The sequence below is a fragment of the Humidesulfovibrio idahonensis genome, assembly GCF_054657715.1.
Map to the genome: position 1 here is coordinate 823,087 of NZ_BAAHYE010000003.1, position 17,091 is coordinate 840,177.

Annotated in this window: 15 protein-coding genes; 7 read left to right on the forward strand and 8 right to left on the reverse strand. The window is 68.0% G+C overall.

The features are described from left to right. Positions 1 to 13: 13 nt before the first annotated feature. The 5 genes from ACYQ4W_RS10055 to ACYQ4W_RS10075 form a co-directional block, all read right to left on the reverse strand. Positions 14 to 469 (reverse strand): VOC family protein, encoded by a 456-nt coding sequence (locus ACYQ4W_RS10055; protein ID WP_459855971.1) that lies wholly within the window; start codon positions 467 to 469, stop codon positions 14 to 16. Between the two features lie 94 nt (positions 470 to 563). Then, the gene (gene hypE / locus ACYQ4W_RS10060) at positions 564 to 1,580 is read right to left on the reverse strand and encodes a hydrogenase expression/formation protein HypE (RefSeq protein ID WP_459855973.1); all 1,017 of its coding nucleotides are present in this window, start codon (positions 1,578 to 1,580) and stop codon (positions 564 to 566) included. Between the two features lie 4 nt (positions 1,581 to 1,584). Next, on the reverse strand, positions 1,585 to 2,691 hold the full coding sequence (hypD, locus tag ACYQ4W_RS10065) for a hydrogenase formation protein HypD (protein WP_459855975.1): 1,107 nt from the start codon (positions 2,689 to 2,691) through the stop codon (positions 1,585 to 1,587). 529 nt (positions 2,692 to 3,220) lie between these two features. Continuing rightward, the gene (locus ACYQ4W_RS10070) at positions 3,221 to 3,721 is read right to left on the reverse strand and encodes a DinB family protein (RefSeq protein WP_459855978.1); all 501 of its coding nucleotides are present in this window, start codon (positions 3,719 to 3,721) and stop codon (positions 3,221 to 3,223) included. A 317-nt stretch (positions 3,722 to 4,038) separates the two neighbouring features. Beyond that, on the reverse strand, positions 4,039 to 4,356 hold the full coding sequence (locus tag ACYQ4W_RS10075; protein ID WP_459855981.1) for a TusE/DsrC/DsvC family sulfur relay protein: 318 nt from the start codon (positions 4,354 to 4,356) through the stop codon (positions 4,039 to 4,041). Positions 4,357 to 4,626: 270 nt separating this feature from the next. On the opposite strand from ACYQ4W_RS10075, the gene ACYQ4W_RS10080 reads away from it, so the two are divergent. The 7 genes from ACYQ4W_RS10080 (at position 4,627) to ACYQ4W_RS10110 (ending at position 12,059) form a co-directional block, all read left to right on the forward strand. Next, positions 4,627 to 5,274 (forward strand): HD domain-containing protein, encoded by a 648-nt coding sequence (locus ACYQ4W_RS10080; protein ID WP_459855984.1) that lies wholly within the window; start codon positions 4,627 to 4,629, stop codon positions 5,272 to 5,274. Further along, positions 5,237 to 6,184 (forward strand): D-alanine--D-alanine ligase family protein, encoded by a 948-nt coding sequence (locus ACYQ4W_RS10085; protein ID WP_459855986.1) that lies wholly within the window; start codon positions 5,237 to 5,239, stop codon positions 6,182 to 6,184. Before ACYQ4W_RS10080 ends, ACYQ4W_RS10085 begins: the two co-directional genes overlap by 38 nt. Continuing rightward, positions 6,181 to 7,521 (forward strand): 3-deoxy-D-manno-octulosonic acid transferase, encoded by a 1,341-nt coding sequence (locus tag ACYQ4W_RS10090; RefSeq protein ID WP_459855989.1) that lies wholly within the window; start codon positions 6,181 to 6,183, stop codon positions 7,519 to 7,521. The genes ACYQ4W_RS10085 and ACYQ4W_RS10090 overlap by 4 nt, the downstream gene beginning before the upstream one ends. A 24-nt stretch (positions 7,522 to 7,545) precedes the next feature. Then, entirely contained in the window at positions 7,546 to 8,325 is a 780-nt protein-coding gene (gene kdsB, locus ACYQ4W_RS10095) for a 3-deoxy-manno-octulosonate cytidylyltransferase (RefSeq protein ID WP_459858529.1), read from the forward strand. Then, positions 8,322 to 9,443 (forward strand): glutamine-hydrolyzing carbamoyl-phosphate synthase small subunit, encoded by a 1,122-nt coding sequence (carA, locus tag ACYQ4W_RS10100; protein WP_459855992.1) that lies wholly within the window; start codon positions 8,322 to 8,324, stop codon positions 9,441 to 9,443. The genes kdsB and carA overlap by 4 nt, the downstream gene beginning before the upstream one ends. A 37-nt stretch (positions 9,444 to 9,480) precedes the next feature. Beyond that, entirely contained in the window at positions 9,481 to 10,284 is an 804-nt protein-coding gene (locus ACYQ4W_RS10105) for a tetratricopeptide repeat protein (RefSeq protein ID WP_459855995.1), read from the forward strand. A gap of 224 nt (positions 10,285 to 10,508) precedes the next feature. Then, positions 10,509 to 12,059: an FAD-binding protein gene (locus ACYQ4W_RS10110; protein ID WP_459855998.1), complete on the forward strand. Its 1,551-nt coding sequence runs from the start codon at positions 10,509 to 10,511 to the stop codon at positions 12,057 to 12,059. Positions 12,060 to 12,063: 4 nt separating this feature from the next. On the opposite strand, the gene ACYQ4W_RS10115 is transcribed toward ACYQ4W_RS10110, so the two are convergent. The 3 genes from ACYQ4W_RS10115 to ACYQ4W_RS10125 are packed head-to-tail and all read right to left on the reverse strand — an operon-like array spanning position 12,064 to position 17,020. Next, positions 12,064 to 13,227 carry an ABC transporter permease gene (locus ACYQ4W_RS10115; protein WP_459856000.1) on the reverse strand — a complete coding sequence of 388 codons (1,164 nt, stop codon included), beginning with the start codon at positions 13,225 to 13,227 and terminating at the stop codon, positions 12,064 to 12,066. Then, positions 13,224 to 14,378 carry an ABC transporter permease gene (locus tag ACYQ4W_RS10120; protein WP_459856003.1) on the reverse strand — a complete coding sequence of 385 codons (1,155 nt, stop codon included), beginning with the start codon at positions 14,376 to 14,378 and terminating at the stop codon, positions 13,224 to 13,226. The genes ACYQ4W_RS10115 and ACYQ4W_RS10120 overlap by 4 nt, the downstream gene beginning before the upstream one ends. After that, the gene (locus ACYQ4W_RS10125; RefSeq protein WP_459856006.1) at positions 14,375 to 17,020 is read right to left on the reverse strand and encodes an ATP-binding cassette domain-containing protein; all 2,646 of its coding nucleotides are present in this window, start codon (positions 17,018 to 17,020) and stop codon (positions 14,375 to 14,377) included. The genes ACYQ4W_RS10120 and ACYQ4W_RS10125 overlap by 4 nt, the downstream gene beginning before the upstream one ends. Positions 17,021 to 17,091 lie beyond the last annotated feature (71 nt).

The window sequence follows — 17,091 nt, forward strand, 5'->3', positions numbered from 1 at the left end:
GGAGCCGGGGCGGTTACGACCAGGCCTGCAGTTCGAGCACGTTGCCCTCGGGATCGGTGACGTAGCACCAGGTGACGCGCCCGCCCGTGGAGGTGGAAAGGGTCACCACCTCGCCCACGGCCGCGCCGCCCGCGGCAAGCACGTCCGCGCGCGCCCGGGCCACGTCGTCCACGGCAAAGGCCAGGTGCCCGTAGCCGGGCCGGTTCACCGCCGTGGCAGGGCGCTCGGCCAAATCCGCGTAGTTGAAGATCTCCAGGGTGGGACCGGCGTCGCCGAAACCCGGCAGGCGCAGGTGCATGCCGGTGAGGCGCGCGCCCGCAAGGCCGGTGCCCGCGTCCAGGTGCGCGCCCGCGTAGTCGCGCTCCGGCGGCACGGGCACGCAGCCGAAGAGCCGCTGATAGAAGTCCGCCAGGGCGCGCCAATCCTTGGCCACCAGATTGGTGTGGGCATACTTCGCGGTAAAGCTCATGGCGTTTCCTTGCAGGCTTGGCCTCAGCTTGGCTCAGAGGACCGGGACCAAGCGATTTTCGCGGATGATCCGGTTTTGGACGATCCGCCTCCGTTTAGCAGATGCGCGGCAGCTGTTCGCCTTCGAGCATGCCGAGCAGACGCTTGCCGCCCAGACCGGTCTTGAGCACCACCCGGCCGGACTGCCCCGGCTTCTCCACCGGCACCACGGCGCCGATGCGCGTGGCTCCGGCGCACAGCGGGTCCGCGCGCATGATCGCCAGGGCGGCCTCGGCCTGGGCCTCGGGCACGATGCAGATGAACTTGCCTTCGTTGGCCAGGTACAGCGGGTCGAGCCCTAATAGCGAGCAGCCGCCGCGCACCTCGGGCCGCACGGGAATCTGGTCCTCCACGATCTCGCAGGTGACGTTCGAGGCCAGGGCGATTTCGTTCAAGGTGGTGGCCAGGCCGCCGCGCGTGGGGTCGCGCAGCACGTGCACGTCGGGCAAGCCGCGCAAAAGCGCCTCGATGGCGTGGTTCAGGCTGGCGCAGTCCGAGAGCACGGGCGTTTCAAAGGCCAGGCCCTGGCGCGTGGACAAAATCGCCAGGCCGTGGTCGCCCAGGGTGCCGCTGATGAGGATGGCGTCGCCTGCGGCGGCACGGTCGCCCGCCGGAGCGGGGTCCACGATGACGTCGCCGATGCCCGTGGTGTTGATGAAGATCTTGTCGGCCGCGCCCTTGGGCACAACCTTGGTGTCGCCCGTGACGACCCAGACGCCAGCCTCGCGCGCGGCGGCTCCCAGGGACTCGACGATGCGCGTCAGCACGTCCATCTCCAGGCCTTCCTCTATGAGGAAGCCGCAGGTGAGGTAGCGGGGCACCGCGCCCATCATGGCCACGTCGTTCACCGTGCCGTGCACGGCCAGGCGGCCTATGTCGCCGCCGGGAAAGAATATGGGGTCCACGGTGAAGGTGTCGGTGCTCACCGCGATTTTGCCGGCAACGGAAAGCACCGCGCCGTCGTTCATGCGCCGAAGCTCCGGGTTGTCGAAATTCTTCAAGAACAGCTCGCCTATGAGCCGTTGGGAAGCCTTGCCGCCAGAGCCGTAGTCGAGAAGAACCTTGTCGCTCATGAGCTTAATCCACCTGGTATTTGTAGTAGGCCGCGCACGATCCCTCGGTGGAGACCATGCAGGGGCCCACGGGCTTGGCAGGGGTGCAGGCCTTGCCGAACAGCGGGCAGAGATTCGGCGCGAGGCGGCCCTTGAGCACCTCGCCGCATTTGCAGCCCGGCAAGGGCGGGCAGTCCTTGATCTCGATGGCAAAGTCGCGCTTGGCGTCAAAGGCGGCGTACTCCGGGCCGATCTCCAGGCCGGAGCCGGGAATGAGCCCGATGCCGCGCCACAGGGCGTCCACGGGGGTGAAGACCTCGGCCATCATGGCCCGCGCCTTGGCGTTGCCTTCGTCGCGCACCACGCGGCGGTACAGGTTGGCCACCCTGGCCACGCCGTCGCGCTGGCACTCGGCCAAAAAGAGCAGGGCCTGCAAAATGTCCAGGGGCTCGAAACCGGCCACGGCCGCGGCCTTGCCGTAGCGCTGGGCCACGACCTGATAGGGCGCGGTGCCGATGATGGCCGAAACGTGGCCGGGCATGATGAAGGCGTCGATGCCCTGGCCCGGAGCCGGGTCCGCGTCGGAGAGCAGGGCCTCAAGCGCGGGCGGCACCAGCTTGTGGAACGAGAGCACGCGGTAGTTGTTCACGCCTTGGGCCTTGGCCATTTTGAGGCTGGCGGCCACGCCTGGGGCGGTGGTCTCGAAGCCCACGCCCAAGAACACCACCTTGGCGTCCGGGTTTTCCGCCGCGAGCTTGATGGCGTCGGGCGGGGAATAAACCACGCTGACCCGCGCGCCGTCGGCCTGGGCGGCCTTCAAGGTGCGGCCGCGGCTGCCGGGCACGCGCATGAGGTCGCCGAAGGTGGCGATGATGACGCCGGGCTTTTCGGCCAGGTCGAGGAAGGCGTTGATCTCCGCCTCGTGGGTGACGCACACCGGACAGCCCGGGCCGGAGAGGTGGACGATCTCCTTGGGCAGAATGGAGCGCAGACCGCTGCGGAAAATGGCCACCGTATGCGTGCCGCAGACTTCCATGAAGCGCAGCGGGCCGGTCAGGGTGGCGCAAAGGCGGTCCAGCACGCTTTTGCACAGGGCCGGGTCGTGGAACTGGTCGAGAATTTCGAGGCTCACGGGCTACCTTCCTTCCAAGCGGTCTGGCCGGGACATCATTGCGGAATATCAGGCCGCCCGGCCAGAAGTGCATACACTTCCCGGCGCTCCGAGTCCATGCCCGCGGCCGGACTCGCGCGTGTCACGCCGTGGCGACGCGCGCCCGCGCCGACGCGCGTCAAGCCGGTCAACCGAGTGGCACGTTTGAACGCAAACATTGCCGCCATGACGGTCGCCATGCCGGCGTCAGTTAATGCGCGCCGTTCGCCAAGATCTGCAAACAGGCCGCGCGCCTGAACGCCCGCTTGGCTGCCATGCGCCAGTTAGACCGCCATATTGGTCGTCAACTTGGCCGCCAGCCGGGCTGTCAGTTCGTCCCCGCGCCGCGGCCAGGCCCAGCAATCCAGGCTCCCGCCCGTCCGCAAGCCGCTAGCAAACCAGCCAAGCCGGCTCCATGGATCAAGCTTCCGCTGAAATCACTCGGCACGACGAAATAAACCGCCCATCAGCCGAGCCGGAGAGGTTGCGAACAACGTCTTGAGCGCCACAGCTAGGCCGTGCGCTGCGCCGCCAGATAATAGATGAGGTCCAGGTTCGGGGCCTTGATGCCGCAAAGGCCCAGCAACGCGTGCAGCTGCCCCCGGTGGAAGGTCTGGTGATTGAAGAAATGCGCCACGCACAGGGCAAAGGGCTCGGCGCAGGGCTGGCCGCTCATGCTCCGGTAGTGGAGAACCCCGCCCAGGCGCGCGGGGTCGAGCCCCTCGGCAAAGGCGATGACGCGATCGTCCAGGCTCTCGCGCTCGGCGCGCAGGGCGGCGAGCTCCGGCCAGGGCGAGGCGTCCACCGTGTCCGGGGCCGGGCCCTGCTGGGTGAAGCGGAAGAGCCAGGCCTGGTCGGCCAGGACGAGATGATTGGCGATGCCCTGCGCGCTGCCGAAATTCACGGCGCTCGTGGCCGTCCACTGCGCGAGCGTAAGCTTCGCCAGCTCGGCGAACAAAATCCGGTTGGCCCAGCGGTTGGCCTTGGCCTGGGTGAGGAACAGCGCATTCATGCGGGGGCCTCCTTGGGGCAGAAACAAGGGGGGAGAGACAGCGCCCGCGCCACACGGGCAAAGGGGCGAAACCGGCGCTGCGGGAGCAGGACGCGGGAAAAATGGCGGCACGTCCGGTCATGCCGCTTGGGGCTGCGAGCCGTGGGGGACATCACCATGCAAGCAGAAGCGCGGACGCCAAGGACGCTCCGCCGCTTTGCGCGCACGCCTCGGCCAGTGCTTCCCGTCAGCGTTCCCGGTCAGCGTTCCCAGCCAATTTTAAAAGGGGCGACAGCCCAAAAGCCGCCGCCCCTTCAAGGTCACGATGAAAACAGAGACTACACGCAGCCGGTGGGCTTGGGCAGGCCGGCCATTTTGCAGGCGCCTTTGCCGGGGCCGGAGGGGAACAGCTCGTAGATCTCCTTCAGCTTGTATCCGGTCACCTTGGACAGGATGCGCACCATGGGAGCGATGCCGTTCTTCTTGTAGTAGTCCTGCAGGAAGTCGATGACTTTCTGGTGGTTCTCGGTGATGGTGGGGATGCCTTCACTCTCTTTGATGTACTCGACCCAGTCAGGGTTCCACTCCTCAAACTTCAACAGGAAGCCGTCCTCATCCACTTCAAACTTTTTGCCCTTGTACTCGAGAAAAGCCATTCTGGTTCCTCCTCGGTGTAGATTGCACGCAACTTGCTCAGGTCGCCAACGCCCGCCTCGGGCGGACAACCTGTTGCACCTCTCAATTTCCAGCCCCATTCTTAGCCGCGGCCGCAAAAAATTTCAAGGATAATTTCGCAGCCATGATTTCCGAAACTCCATGACGCCCGCTTTATTTTTCAGGGCGCTCTTGCTATTCCTCTTTTTTGCGCGGTCTTTCGCCGCGCCGAGAAACATCTTCAGCTCATGGCACAAGCCAAGGCAGCGCCCATGCATCCCATGCGCCCGGAAATCCCCATGGCCCCCCTGTGGCCCACCCTGCCCCCGCCGCCGCCCACCCCGGCAGGCCACGCCGCCGCATGGCGCGTGCCTTCCGAAGCCCGCTGCGTGGCCCTTTGGGACCGCTTTGAAATGCCGGAGCACATCCGCGCCCACAGCCGCAAGGTGGCCCGGGTGGCTTGCCAGTTGGCGGAGGCGGGCGCCAGGATCGGCATTCCGGTCGATCTGGACACGGTGCGCGCCTCGGCCCTGCTGCACGACCTGGCCAAGATCTACTGCATCCGCCACGGCGGCAACCACAGCCAGCTCGGCGGGGCGTGGGTCATGGCCCTCACGGGCAACCCGCTGCTGGCCCAGGGCGTCATCCACCACGTGTACTGGCCTTTCGAGGTGGACATTCGCCGCTTCTTCACGCCGCTCACCGTGCTCTACGGCGACAAGCGCGTGGCCCACGACAAGATCGTGCCCATCGAGGCGCGCTTCGGCGACCTGGTGGCGCGCTACGGCAAGACCCCGGAAATTTGTGAACGCATCCACAGCACCAACCGCCAGGCCAAGGACATCGAAGACGCCTTTGGCCGGCTTCTGGAGAAAGACCTCAATGCGCATGATTTTGATAGCGGGCGGCTGGTCGACTGAACGGCAGGTGTCCCTTTCCGGCGCAACCGGCATCAAGGAGGCGTTGACGCGCCTGGGACACGACGTGCGTTTCCTCGACCCGGCGGTGGACTTCGCCGAAATAATCCCCCTGGCCGAACAGGCGGACTTCGCCTTTTTGAACCTGCACGGCTCACCGGGCGAAGACGGCCTCATCCAGGCCATGCTGGAGGAAGCGGGCTGCGCCTACCAGGGCGCGGGGCCCAAGGCCTCGTTTTTGGCCCTGAACAAGGCCGCGGCCAAGGCGGTGTATGCCAGGCACAACCTGCGCACGCCCCGCTGGCAGCTGTTCACCAACGCCGAAACGCACGAGCTGCGCCTGCCCCTGCCCCTGTTCGTCAAGCCCAACGCGGGCGGCTCCAGCGTGGGCATGAGCCGCGTGGACGAGGTGGCCGACTTTGACGCCGCCCTGCAAAAGGTCTTCGCCCTGGGCGAGGCCGCCCTGGTGGAGACCTGCGTGCCAGGCTTCGAGCTCACCTGCGCCGTGCTGGGCGAGACCCCCCTGCCGGTGATCATGATCCGCCCGCGGCCCGGCACCGTATTTTTCGACTACGCCAACAAATACGACAAGGACGGGGCCGAGGAGATCTGCCCCGCGCCCGTGGACGCAGCCCTCACGGCCGAGGTGCAGGCCATGGCCCTGGCCGCGCACAAGGCCCTGGGAATCACCGGCTACAGCCGCTCGGACTTCATGATCGACGCCGACGGCCACCCGTTCATCCTGGAGACCAACACCCTGCCGGGCATGACGGCCACGAGCCTGCTGCCCAAGGCCGCCGCCGCCGTGGGCATGAGCTTCGACGCCCTGGTTGCCGAGCTGGTGCGCCTGGGCCTGGAGGCCCACGCCCGCCGCAACGGCCTGCCCGTCCAAGACGCCCTGGGCGACGAATGAGCACGCCCGCCACGGGCTCCACGCCGCAGGGCGCTTCGACGCCGCGCGCACTGCCTTTTGGCGCGCGCGTGATGCTGGGGCTGTACGGCCTGGCCTGGCTCGCCGCCCTGCCGGGGCTCAAGCGCAACAAGCGCCTGCGCGAGGGCTGGGAGGCCCGCACCCTTTCCGCCGGCCCGCCCGCCAAGGCGGATCTCTGGCTTCAGGCGGCTTCCGGCGGCGAGGCCTATCTGGCCTGGGAGCTCGCGGACCGGCTGGCGAAGCACGCCGCCGGCAAAACCGGCCCGCTTACGGTGCTGGCCACCACCTTCACCAGCCAAGGTCTGGGCATACTGGAGCAGGCCCGCGCCGCGCTGGCCCCGAACATCACCCTCGTGCCCGCCTACGTGCCCTTCGACCTGCCGGGCCGCATGGACCGCGCCCTGGCGGCCATTGCGCCCAAGGCAGTGGTGCTGCTGGAAACGGAAATTTGGCCCGGCCTGCTGGCCGCCTGCCGCAAGCAGGGGGTGCCCGCCCTGGTCCTCAACGCCCGCATGACCCCCAAGAGCCTCAAGGGCTACCAGCGTTTGCCCGGCTTCTGGCGCTCGTTTTCGCCCGCGCGGGTGCTGGCCGTTTCCGACGACGACGCGCGGCGCTTCAAGTCCCTGTTTCCGGAGTCGCGCGTGGGCGTCATGCAAAACATCAAGTTCGACCGCCTGAGCTTTGCCCCGGCGCCGCCCAAGGCGGAGATCGCCGCGCTGCTGCCGGACGCAAGCGACGCGGCCGCGCCCTTCATCGTGCTGGGCAGCGTGCGCAAGCAGGAGGAGCGCGAGGTCCTGGCCATCGTCCAGGGCTTGCTTACGCGTCAGCCAGGCGCGGTCATCGGCCTGTTTCCCCGGCACATGGACCGCGTGAACACCTGGTGCGAAACCCTGGGCGAGGCGGGCATCCCCTTTGCCCGGCGCAGCGCGGGCGAAAAGGCCCGGCCCGGCTCCGTCGTGGTGTGGGATGTCTTCGGCGAGCTCGGCTCGGCCTTTGGCCTGGCGCGGGCGTGCTTTTTGGGCGGCAGCCTGGCCGACCTGGGCGGGCAGAACTTTCTGGAGCCCCTGGCCCACGGGCTGGTGCCGGTCATCGGCCCGTCCTGGTCCAACTTCGCCTGGGTGGGAGAGGAGATCTTCAGCACCGGCATCGTGCGCCAAGAGGCCGACTGGCAGGGCGTGCTCACGGCCCTTTCGGCCCTGGCAGCGGCGCCCGCGGACCGGGCCGAGGTGCGCGCCAAGGCCGAGGTCTACGCCATGTCTCGCCAAGGCGGCGGCGAAGCCGCTTGCCAGGCTGTTGCCGAATGCCTAAATTGCGGGTAAACACCCAGCGGAGCAATGAAACGCATGACCACCCTGCCCTCCTGTTACGCAATCATCCCGGCAAGGTATGACTCTTCGCGTTTTCCCGGCAAGCCGCTGGCCGATATTTTGGGCATGCCCATGTGCGTGCGTGTGCTCAAACGCGCCGCAAAATGCCCGCTGTTCAGCAAGGTCGTTCTCGCCACGGACGACGCACGCATCATGGACGCCGCCGCCGCCTGGGGCGTGCCCGCGCTGATGACCGCGCGCGAACACCAGAGCGGCACCGACCGCGTGCTGGAGGCCGCCCGGCTGCTGGGCGCGGAGGCCGACAGCGTGGTGGTGAACGTGCAGGGCGACGAACCCGCGCTGGAGCCCGCCATGCTGGAGGAGCTTCTGGCCCCCTTCACCGGGCCGCAAGGCGCGCAGGTGCTGGCCGCCACCCTGGCCACGCCCATGACCCGCGCCGAGGCCGCGAGCCCGGACAGGGTCAAAGTCGTGCTGGACGCATTCGGCCGGGCACTGTATTTTTCCAGGGCGAGCATTCCGTATTGCCGGGATGCGGACCCGAACGCCGAACCAGGCGCGGACGAAGCCGGACCGCTGTTGCACCTGGGACTGTACGCCTTCCGCATGGCCACGCTGGAGCGCTTTGCCGCGCTGCCGCAGGCCCGGCTGGAGCGCACGGAAAAGCTGGAGCAACTGCGGCTTCTGGAGAACGGCATCCCCATCCACGTGGCCATAACCAGCCACAAGTGCCATGGGGTGGACCGCCCGGAAGACATCGCCCACATTGAAAAAATCCTGCGGGAGCAAGAAATATGAAAGCTATTCTGGCCCTTGAAGACGGCACCTGTTTTGAGGGAGCCTCGTTCACCGGCCCCGGCGAGACCGGGGGCGAAGCCATCTTCAACACCGGCATGACCGGGTATCAGGAGATTCTGACCGATCCCTCCTACGTGGGCCAGATGGTCTGCATGACCTACCCGCTCATCGGCAACTACGGCGTCAACGCCGAGGACGTCGAGTCGCACAAGGTCGGCGTCGAGGCCTTCATCGTCAAGGAATGCTGCAAGGAGCCCTCCAACTGGCGCGCCACCATGTCCTTGCCGGAATACCTCAAAAAGGCCGGCGTCATGGGCATCGAGGGCATCGACACCCGCGCCCTGACCCGCCACCTGCGCCTCAACGGCGCCATGCGCGGCGTCATCTCCACCGAGGGCTCGGCCGAGGCGCTGGTGCAAAAGGCCAAGACCCTGCCCAGCATGGAAGGCCTGAACCTGGCCGACAAGGTGAGCGCCAAGCGCCCCTACCTGTGGACCGGCACCGGCACCTCCGACGTCGACCTGAAGGGCGGCTTCTCCTGGGCCGGCACGGGCCCCAAGGTCGTGGTGTACGACTTCGGCATCAAGTGGAACATTTTGCGCCTGCTGGCGGCCCAGGGCTTCGACATGCTCGTGGTGCCCTCCACCTTCACCCACGAACAGGTGACGGAGCTTTCCCCGGACGCCGTGTTTTTGTCCAACGGCCCCGGCGACCCGGCCGTGGTGAAAAACGCCATCGAGGCCACGAAGGTCTTTGCCGACAAGTACCCGGTGGCGGGCATCTGCCTCGGGCACCAGATCATGGGTCTGGCCCTTGGCGGGCGGACCTACAAGCTCAAGTTCGGCCACCACGGCTGCAATCATCCGGTCATGGACATGGAGTCCGGCAAGATCGAGATCTCCTCGCAGAACCACGGCTTCTGCGTCGATGTGGACCACCTGCCCGAGCTTAAGGTGACCCACCGCAACCTGAACGACGACACGCTGGAAGGCTTCGCCCACAAGGACAAGCCGCTCATCGCCATCCAGTTCCACCCCGAAGCGGCCCCCGGCCCCCACGACAGCGCGTATTTCTTCCGCCGCTTCCGCGACCTGGTCCGCCAGGCCACGGGCAAATAGGCACCGAGCCCGCGCCAACCCCGCGGCAGGAGGCATCATGTCAGGCGAACTCACCAAGGCGCGTCAGAAGCTCACCAGCATCAACGCCAGCCTCAAGATGGGAAAATACATGGCTGCGGCGCAGTCATTGAATGACGCCATCGTCATCATGCTTTCCGCACCGCTCATGAAGAACGAGCGCGAAGAGTTCGGCCAGATGATCGAATCGACGGTGTACGCCCTGAACAACCACAAGGAGTTGCGCAAGGTCTACCCGCTGGTGCTGCACTACGCCCCGGGCGAGGAGAAGAAGCTTCTTGAGGAAATCTTCGAGATGCGCAAGGTGCTGCAAGAGGACGTGAACGAGAACGCCCAGAAGGACATGAACGCCCTGGCCGCGCGCAAGCGCGAGGAACTGGAGCGCGGACAGAAGCACCTGGACCAGAACGAGTACGACCAGGCCCGGCAGGTGTTCGACAAGCTCACCGGCGAGTTCGCGGGCGACTCCGAACTGCGCGCCGACATCGCCGACCGCTACCACAAGGCGGGCCTGAACCAGGACGCCCTGGGGCACCTCAGCCAAGCCATCAACGACTCGCCCGAGTCGCTCTACCTTTACAACCGCATCGGCATCGTGCTGCGCAAGATGCAGGACTTCGCCAGCGCGGAGAACTACTACCTGCGCGCCCTGGCCATCACCCAGGCCGACGAGTACCTGTTCTTCAACCTGGGCCGGCTGTATTACGACTGGCAGAAGTGGGACAAGATGGCCCTGGCCGCGCAAAAGGCCGTGGCCGTGAATCCGAATTTCGTGGAGGCGCAGAAGCTGCTGGCCTTCGCCAAGAAAAAGCTCGGCGCATAGGCGATTCTCCGGGAAGAAAGCGCCCGCCGCGCTGTTGTTCATTGCCCGCCGGGGCGCAGCGCTGGCATGCACTCAGCGGCGCGCGTTCGCGGCTGCCGCGCGGGCGCGGGACCAGGGCGGATGGATTTCGCCGAACGTCCATTGCAGCCAAGCACATGGCGCCGCCACACGGGAAGCTCGTCAGGCCAGCCGGGACCGAGCGCCGATCAGCCAAGGAGGCCGCAGTGCCCCCGCCAGACATTCCTACGTCAGATATTCCGCCTCCCCGCATCCCCATGCCCGGCCCACGGCAGTGCGATGTTCTCGTGCTGGGCGCGGGCCTTGCCGGCCTGCGCGCCGCCTGGGCCGCCAAGGAATCCGATCCGCGCCTGCGCGTGCTCCTGGTCAGCCCGCGCAGCACCCCTTCCGGCTCCTCCTTCGCCAACCGCAACAACGCCCTGGGCATGCAGGCCCCGCAAGAGCACGAGGCCGAAGCCTTCGTGGCCGAGGTGCAGCGCCTGGCCGCCCCCGGCATCGTCCTGCCGGAGCTCGCGCGCGCCCTGGCCGCGGACGCCCCGGCCCGGCTGAACGACCTGCTCGGCCTGGGACTCTCCTTCCGCCGCGAGCCGGACGGCCGGCTCTCCCGCTTTCCCGCCTGCTTCAGCCCGGCCAAACGCGCGGTGATCTTCGACGGCCTGGCCCAGGTCCACGCGGCGTTTCTGGCCAAGGCGCGCAGCCTTGGCGTGGAGGTTCTGCACGGCTTTGAAGCGCTGGACCTGCCGCGCGGCCCACACCAGAACGACCGCGTCTGCGGCGCGCTGCTCCAGGCCCTGCGCGGGGGGCACAACCTCACCATCAGCGCCCGCGTGGTCATAGCCGCCCTGGGCGGACCTGGCCCGCTCTTTGCGCGCCGCCTGTGCGGACCGGGCGGCAGCGGCCTGGCCTGCGGGCTGCTGGCCAGCGCCGGGGCACGGCTTGTCAACGCCCGCTACCTGCAATTCTTTTGGCTGCGCGCCCGCGACGGCTCCTTCGTCAATCCCGGCGACCTGGACTGGCGAGACACAGGCTGGTCCGGAGACCTCGCCACGCCATGCGCCGACTTGTGCGCGGCGCGGCGCGGGCACTGCCCGGTGTCGCACGGCCTGCCCGACGCCGCCCTGGACCACGCCCTGCTGGCCCGGCGCGGCGCGGACGGACTGGTGCGCCCGCCAGGGCAGGAGCCCTTGATCCTGGCGGCCCACGCGGGCAACGGCGGCGCACGAATCGACGGACAAGGCCGCACGAGCGCGCCCGGCCTCTACGCCTGCGGCGAGTGCGCGGGCGGCATGCACGGGGCCAATCGTCTGGGCGGAGGCATGGTGCTCTCGGCGCTGGTGTTCGGCGCGCGTGCGGGTCTTGCGGCCGCGCAGGAGGCCGGCGGCATGGCTGCTGTGGTGATGAAGGCCGGGAGCATGGCGAGCGAGACAATGGTCACGGCGCGCACCGGCGCAACGGCCCCCTGCGGGGCAGGCGCGGGCGCGATGGCAGCGGAAGAAATGGATGCCGGAAGAATGGTTGACGAAAAGTCGAGCCAGAAATGGGCCCTTGCCTTACCGTACGCCAGAGAGGCCTGCGCCGCATTTCTGCGCCGGCTACGCCAGGGCATGGACCGCCACGCCCTGCCCTGCCTCATCGGCATGCCCGGCAAGCCCCCGGACGAGGCTTTGCTGACATGGCTCAGGACCGCGGCGCGGCAGTCCGCCTCGCAACGGCAGCGGCTTCTGGCCCTCTCGGCCCTGGCTGTGCTTGGGGAGTGACGCCCTACTTGAACTGGCGGCTGAAGCGCCACAGGCTCAGGCCGAGAATGGGCGCGCCCAGGCCCACTATGCCCAGCAGCTCGCGCCACAGCCCGGCCGGACCAAGCCCCTTGAGCAGAATGCCGAAGGCCGCGTCCAGCATGTAGTGCATGGGCAGGCAGCCCATGATGAAGCGCATCCAACTGGGCATGGCCTCGGGCGGGGTCCACGCGCCGGAGAGAAAAATCATGGGCGCGAACACCAGCACGGTGAGCATGCCCACCTGCGCCAGATTGCGGGCGATGGTGGCGATGAGCAGGCCGATGCCCGCGGTGAACATGATGTACAGGGCGCTGACGCCGAAGAACAGCGGCAGGCTGCCGCGCACCGGCACATGGAACAGGCCCACGACCACGCCGAGCACGCCCGCGGCCAGTCCGGCCAGAATGACGCTGCCCATGGCCAAAATCTTGGGCGCAAGAATCTGCACGGGCGAAAGAGGCGAGACCATGAGCTGCTCCACGGTGCCGCGCTCCTTCTCCCGCGCCAGGGCCGCGGCGGGCAGCAATATGGCCAAGAGCGTCATGTTGCTGATGAGCTCGGCCAGGGCCATGAACCAGGAGTCCTCCTGATTCTGGTTGTACCAGGCGCGGGTCTCGTCGATCAAAAACGGCACGCCGTGGATCTTGTCCACGTCAAGCTCCTGCACGCCGAGGGCCTGCTCCAGGCCGTAGCGGCCGACGATCTGCTCCGCGTAGCTGGTGGCCAGGCTGCCGATGGCCGAATTGGCCGTATCCACCTGCATCTGCACCGAGGTCTGGCGGCCCCGCAGCACATCCGCGCCAAAGTCGGGCGGAAAGTCCAGCACCACCATGAGCCTGCCTTCGTCCAGCAGGCGTATGCCGGTCTCCGGCGCGTCCACGCTGCCCAGGTTCTTGAAGAACGGCGCACGAAACCGCCCCGCCACCTCGCGCGAGGCCGTGGACTTGTCCGCGTCGTGCACGCCCAGCTCCGCGTTGTTCAGCTGCCAGTTCACGCCCACCCCGGCCACGTAGACATCGAGGGTGAAGGCGTAGGCGATGAACACCACCAGGATGGTGTCGCGGAAGAGCTGGATGTACTCCTTGACCGTAAGGGCCCAGGCCCGCCGCAGCCAGATGCGCGCACGCCGGCGCAGGGCTTCGTTCATGCCGCCACCCGCTTGTGGAACATGGAATAGCCCACCGCGAAAAGCGCCGCGCCGTACCCGGCCAGAATCAGCATGTCGCCCCACACGTAGGCCCAGCCCAGGCCCTTCAAAAAGCAGAACTCGATGATGCGGCCGTAGTACATGGCCGGAAACACCGCCGCCACGCCGCGCGCGGTCCAGTTCATGGACGCAACCGGCGTGAGCAGGCCGGAATAGAGCATGGAGGGCATGGCCGTGACCACCGCCGTGACGATCATGGCCGCTATCTGGCTCTTGACCAAAACCGAGATGAGCAGGCCGATGCCCGTTGAGCACAGCACGTACAGCACGGTGGCGAACAAAAAGGCCGTGGCCGAGCCCTTGAAGGGCGCGCCGAAAAGAAAGCAGGCCATGGCCCACAGCACCAGGGCGTTGATGAAGGCGATGCAGAAGTACGGGTTCAGCTTGCCGATGAGGAACTCCGCCCGCGTGGCGTTGGAGGCGTAGATGTTGTAGATGGCGCCCGATTCCTTCTCGCGCACCACGCCGAGGGCTGTCAAAAACGGCGGGCACATGAGCAGAAGCGCCATGATGAGCTTGCTCGCCACGCCCCAGGAGCTTTTGAGGCCCTGGTTGTAGAGGTAGCGCACCTCCAGGCGCACGGGGTCCACGGCGTCCTGCGCGCGCGCGGGCGCAAGCCCCTTTTCGCGCACCATGTAGGCGGCCAGCAGCTCGCGGGTCAGGGCGGTGTTGATGGCAGTGATGTAGCCCTTGGTGACCTGGGTGCGGTAGGGAAAGGTGCCGTCGAGCAGGGTCTGCACATGGGCCGGACGGTTCGCGGCAAGCTCCCGGCCAAAGCCCTGGCCGATGACGATGACCGCCCGCGCCCGGCCCTGGGAGAGGAGTTCCCCGGCCTGGTTCTCGTCCGTGACGTAGCCCTGGAAGCGGAAGTAGCGCGAGTGGATGAAGCGGTAGGCGTAGTCCCGGCTTTGGGGCGTGCGGTCCAGGTCCTGGATGGCGAAGGGGATGTTCTCCACGTCGAGTGACAGGCCGTAGCCGAAAAGCAGCATCAACAGCGCGGGCACGATGAAGGACAGGGCGAAGAACAGCCTGTCGCGCAGAATCTCGCGCCATTCCTTCTGGGCCAGGGCGGCCACGCGGATCAGGTTCATGCCGCCGCCCCCTGTTTCTTGTCCGGCGCGCCGCCCGGCGGGTCACCGGGCGAATCACCTGACGAATCGCTCGACGAATCGCTCGACGGATCGCCCGACGAATCGCCCGACGAATCGCTCGACGGATCGCCCGGCTTCACGGCCTGTTCTCCTGCCGGTTTCCCGGCCTGCTTCCTGTCCTGCGCCTCCAGGCTCAGCACCCGGTGCACGAACACGTCCTCCATCGAAAGGGGCACTGCAACAACGCTCCGGGGCGCAAGGCCCGCGCGTGAAAGCGCCTCGGACACGGCCCGGGCGCGCTCCGCCGCGCCAGCCGCGCCAGCCGCTGCAGACTGCCCCGCGCCCGCAGCGCCAGCATCGCCAGCCGAACCAATCGCGCCAACCTGCTCTGCTTCAGTCTGACGCGCTTCCGTCTGGTGCGCTTCCGTCTGATGCGCTTCCGTCTGATCTGCTTCAGTCTGACGCGCTTCCGTCTGATGCGCTTCAGCCGGGTTCAGCGTTGGCTGCCCCGCGCTACCCTGTTCCGTGTCGGCCTGCTCCGTGTCGGCCTGCCCCATTTGAGTCTGTCCCGCTTGGGCCTGTCCCGCGCCCGCCTGCCCGGCCTGAACATGCACGCGGTCGCCATGCAGCGCGGCCTCGGCGAAGCCAGCGGCCAAGAGCGAGGCCACGGCCCGGTGCGGGTCGTCCACGTCCACCTCCAGCATGGGCCCGGCCTCGGCCAGAAGCGCGGCCTTCATGTCCGCCGGGGTGGCGTCGGCCACCACGCGCCCGGCATACATCAGCGCCAGGTGGTCGCAGTATTCGGCCTCGCTCATGTAGTGGGTGGTGATGAGCACAGCCACCCCGGCCCGGCGCGAGAGCTGGCGCAAAATGTCCCAGAAGAGCCTGCGGCCCAACGGGTCCACGCCGCTGGTGGGCTCGTCGAGGAACAGGATGCGCGGCCGGTGCAGCAGCGCGCAGCACAAGGCCAGGCGCTGGCTAAGGCCCATGGGCAGGCTGGCGGTGAGGGCGTTCTCCCGCCCGGCAAGGCCCGCCAGGCCGATGGCCCAGGCCACGCGCTCCGCCGTCTGCGCGCGGTCCAGCCCGTAGATGCCCGCGTACAGGCGCAGATTCTCGGTCACGGTCAGGTCGGTGTAGAGCGAGAACGCCTGCGACATGTAGCCGATGCGCTCCTTGATCTCCCGTCCGCCCCGCAGCATGTCCGCTCCGGCCACACTGCCCGCGCCGCCCGTGGGCGGCAGAATGCCCGTCAGCATCTTGATGACCGTGGTCTTGCCCGCGCCGTTGGCGCCAAGCAGGCCGAAGATCTCGCCCGGCTTCACGGAAAAACTCACGTTGTCCACGGCGCGGAAGCTCCCGAAGTCCCGCACCAGGCCCTGGGCCCGGATGGCCAGCTCGCGCGCGGCGCGCCCCCCCGACGCCACTCCGCCCGGCTCGTCCCTCTCAGCGGTCGCCGTCTGTCCAGCGGTCGTGGCCTGCCCGGCTGCCGCCCTCTGCCGATTGGCCGACGCCTGGCCGCCTGCTCGTGTCTCCAACGCGGAGCCCTCGGCGCAGTTCGCGGCGCAGTTCTCGGCGCAGTTCTCGGCGCAGTTCGCGGCGTTGTTCGCGGCGCAGTTCGAAGGCGCGCCCCAATCCAGGGCGGCCAGGTCCGGGCGCTGCCCCGGACCCGAGGCGTCCTGCGCGCCGTCGCGGGGGTCCACCTTGGTCACGAACACATCCTCCAGGTCCGGCGGCTCCTGCCCGGCCACGGCATGGGCGATGCCCGCGCCATCGAGCAAGGCGGCCAGCGCCCGCCGCGAGGCTTCAACGTCCGCGCCGGGCAGAAACACCCGCAGCTCGCGCCCCAGGCCCCGCACCGAGGCGTAGCGCGCGCCCAAAAGCTCCAGGGCCTCGGCCGTGCGCGCCGGGTCGGCCGTGGTGACGCGCAGCGCCACGCCGGGCGTCTGCGCCGCCACCTCCCGCGCCGGCCCCTGGGCCAGGGCGCGGCCCTGGTGCAGCAGCGCCACGCGGCCAAAGCGGCTGGCCTCGTCCATGTACGCGGTGGAGATGAGCGCCGTGACGCCGCCCTCGGCCAGCAGCTCGTGCAGAATGGTCCAGAAGTCGCGGCGCGACACCGGGTCCACGCCGGTGGTGGGCTCGTCGAGGAGGATGAGCCGGGGCGCGTGGATGAGGGTGCACACAAGCCCCAGCTTCTGCTTCATGCCGCCGGAAAGCTGCTTCATGGGCCGGGCGCGGAAGCGGTCCAGGCGCGTCATGGCCAGCAGGCGCTCCTTGCGCTCGCGCAGGGCCTGTGCCGGCACCAGGCGCAGCTTGGCGAAAAAGTCGATGTTCTCCTCAATGGACAGGTCGCCGTAGAGGTTCTTGCCCAGGCCCTGGGGCATGAAGCCCAGGTGCGCCTTGGCGGCCTCGGCTCCGGCCTCGGTGAGCACGGGCAGGCCGAAGACCCGCACCTCGCCGCCCTCGTACGAAAGCACCCCGGCCACGGCCTTGAGCAGGCTGCTCTTGCCCGCGCCGTCCGGCCCGATGAGCCCGAAGATCTCGCCCTGGGCCACGCTGAGGTCGAGCCCGGACACGGCCGCGACCGCGCCGTAGCGTTTGACGAAGCCGCGAACCGATACCGCCGGGACCGCCGCGTTTGCCATTGCGGAAGATGCAGCGCCGTGCGCTCCCGGCGTGCCCTCCGCCCCAAGCGCCGATTCGCCCAGCCCTTCCG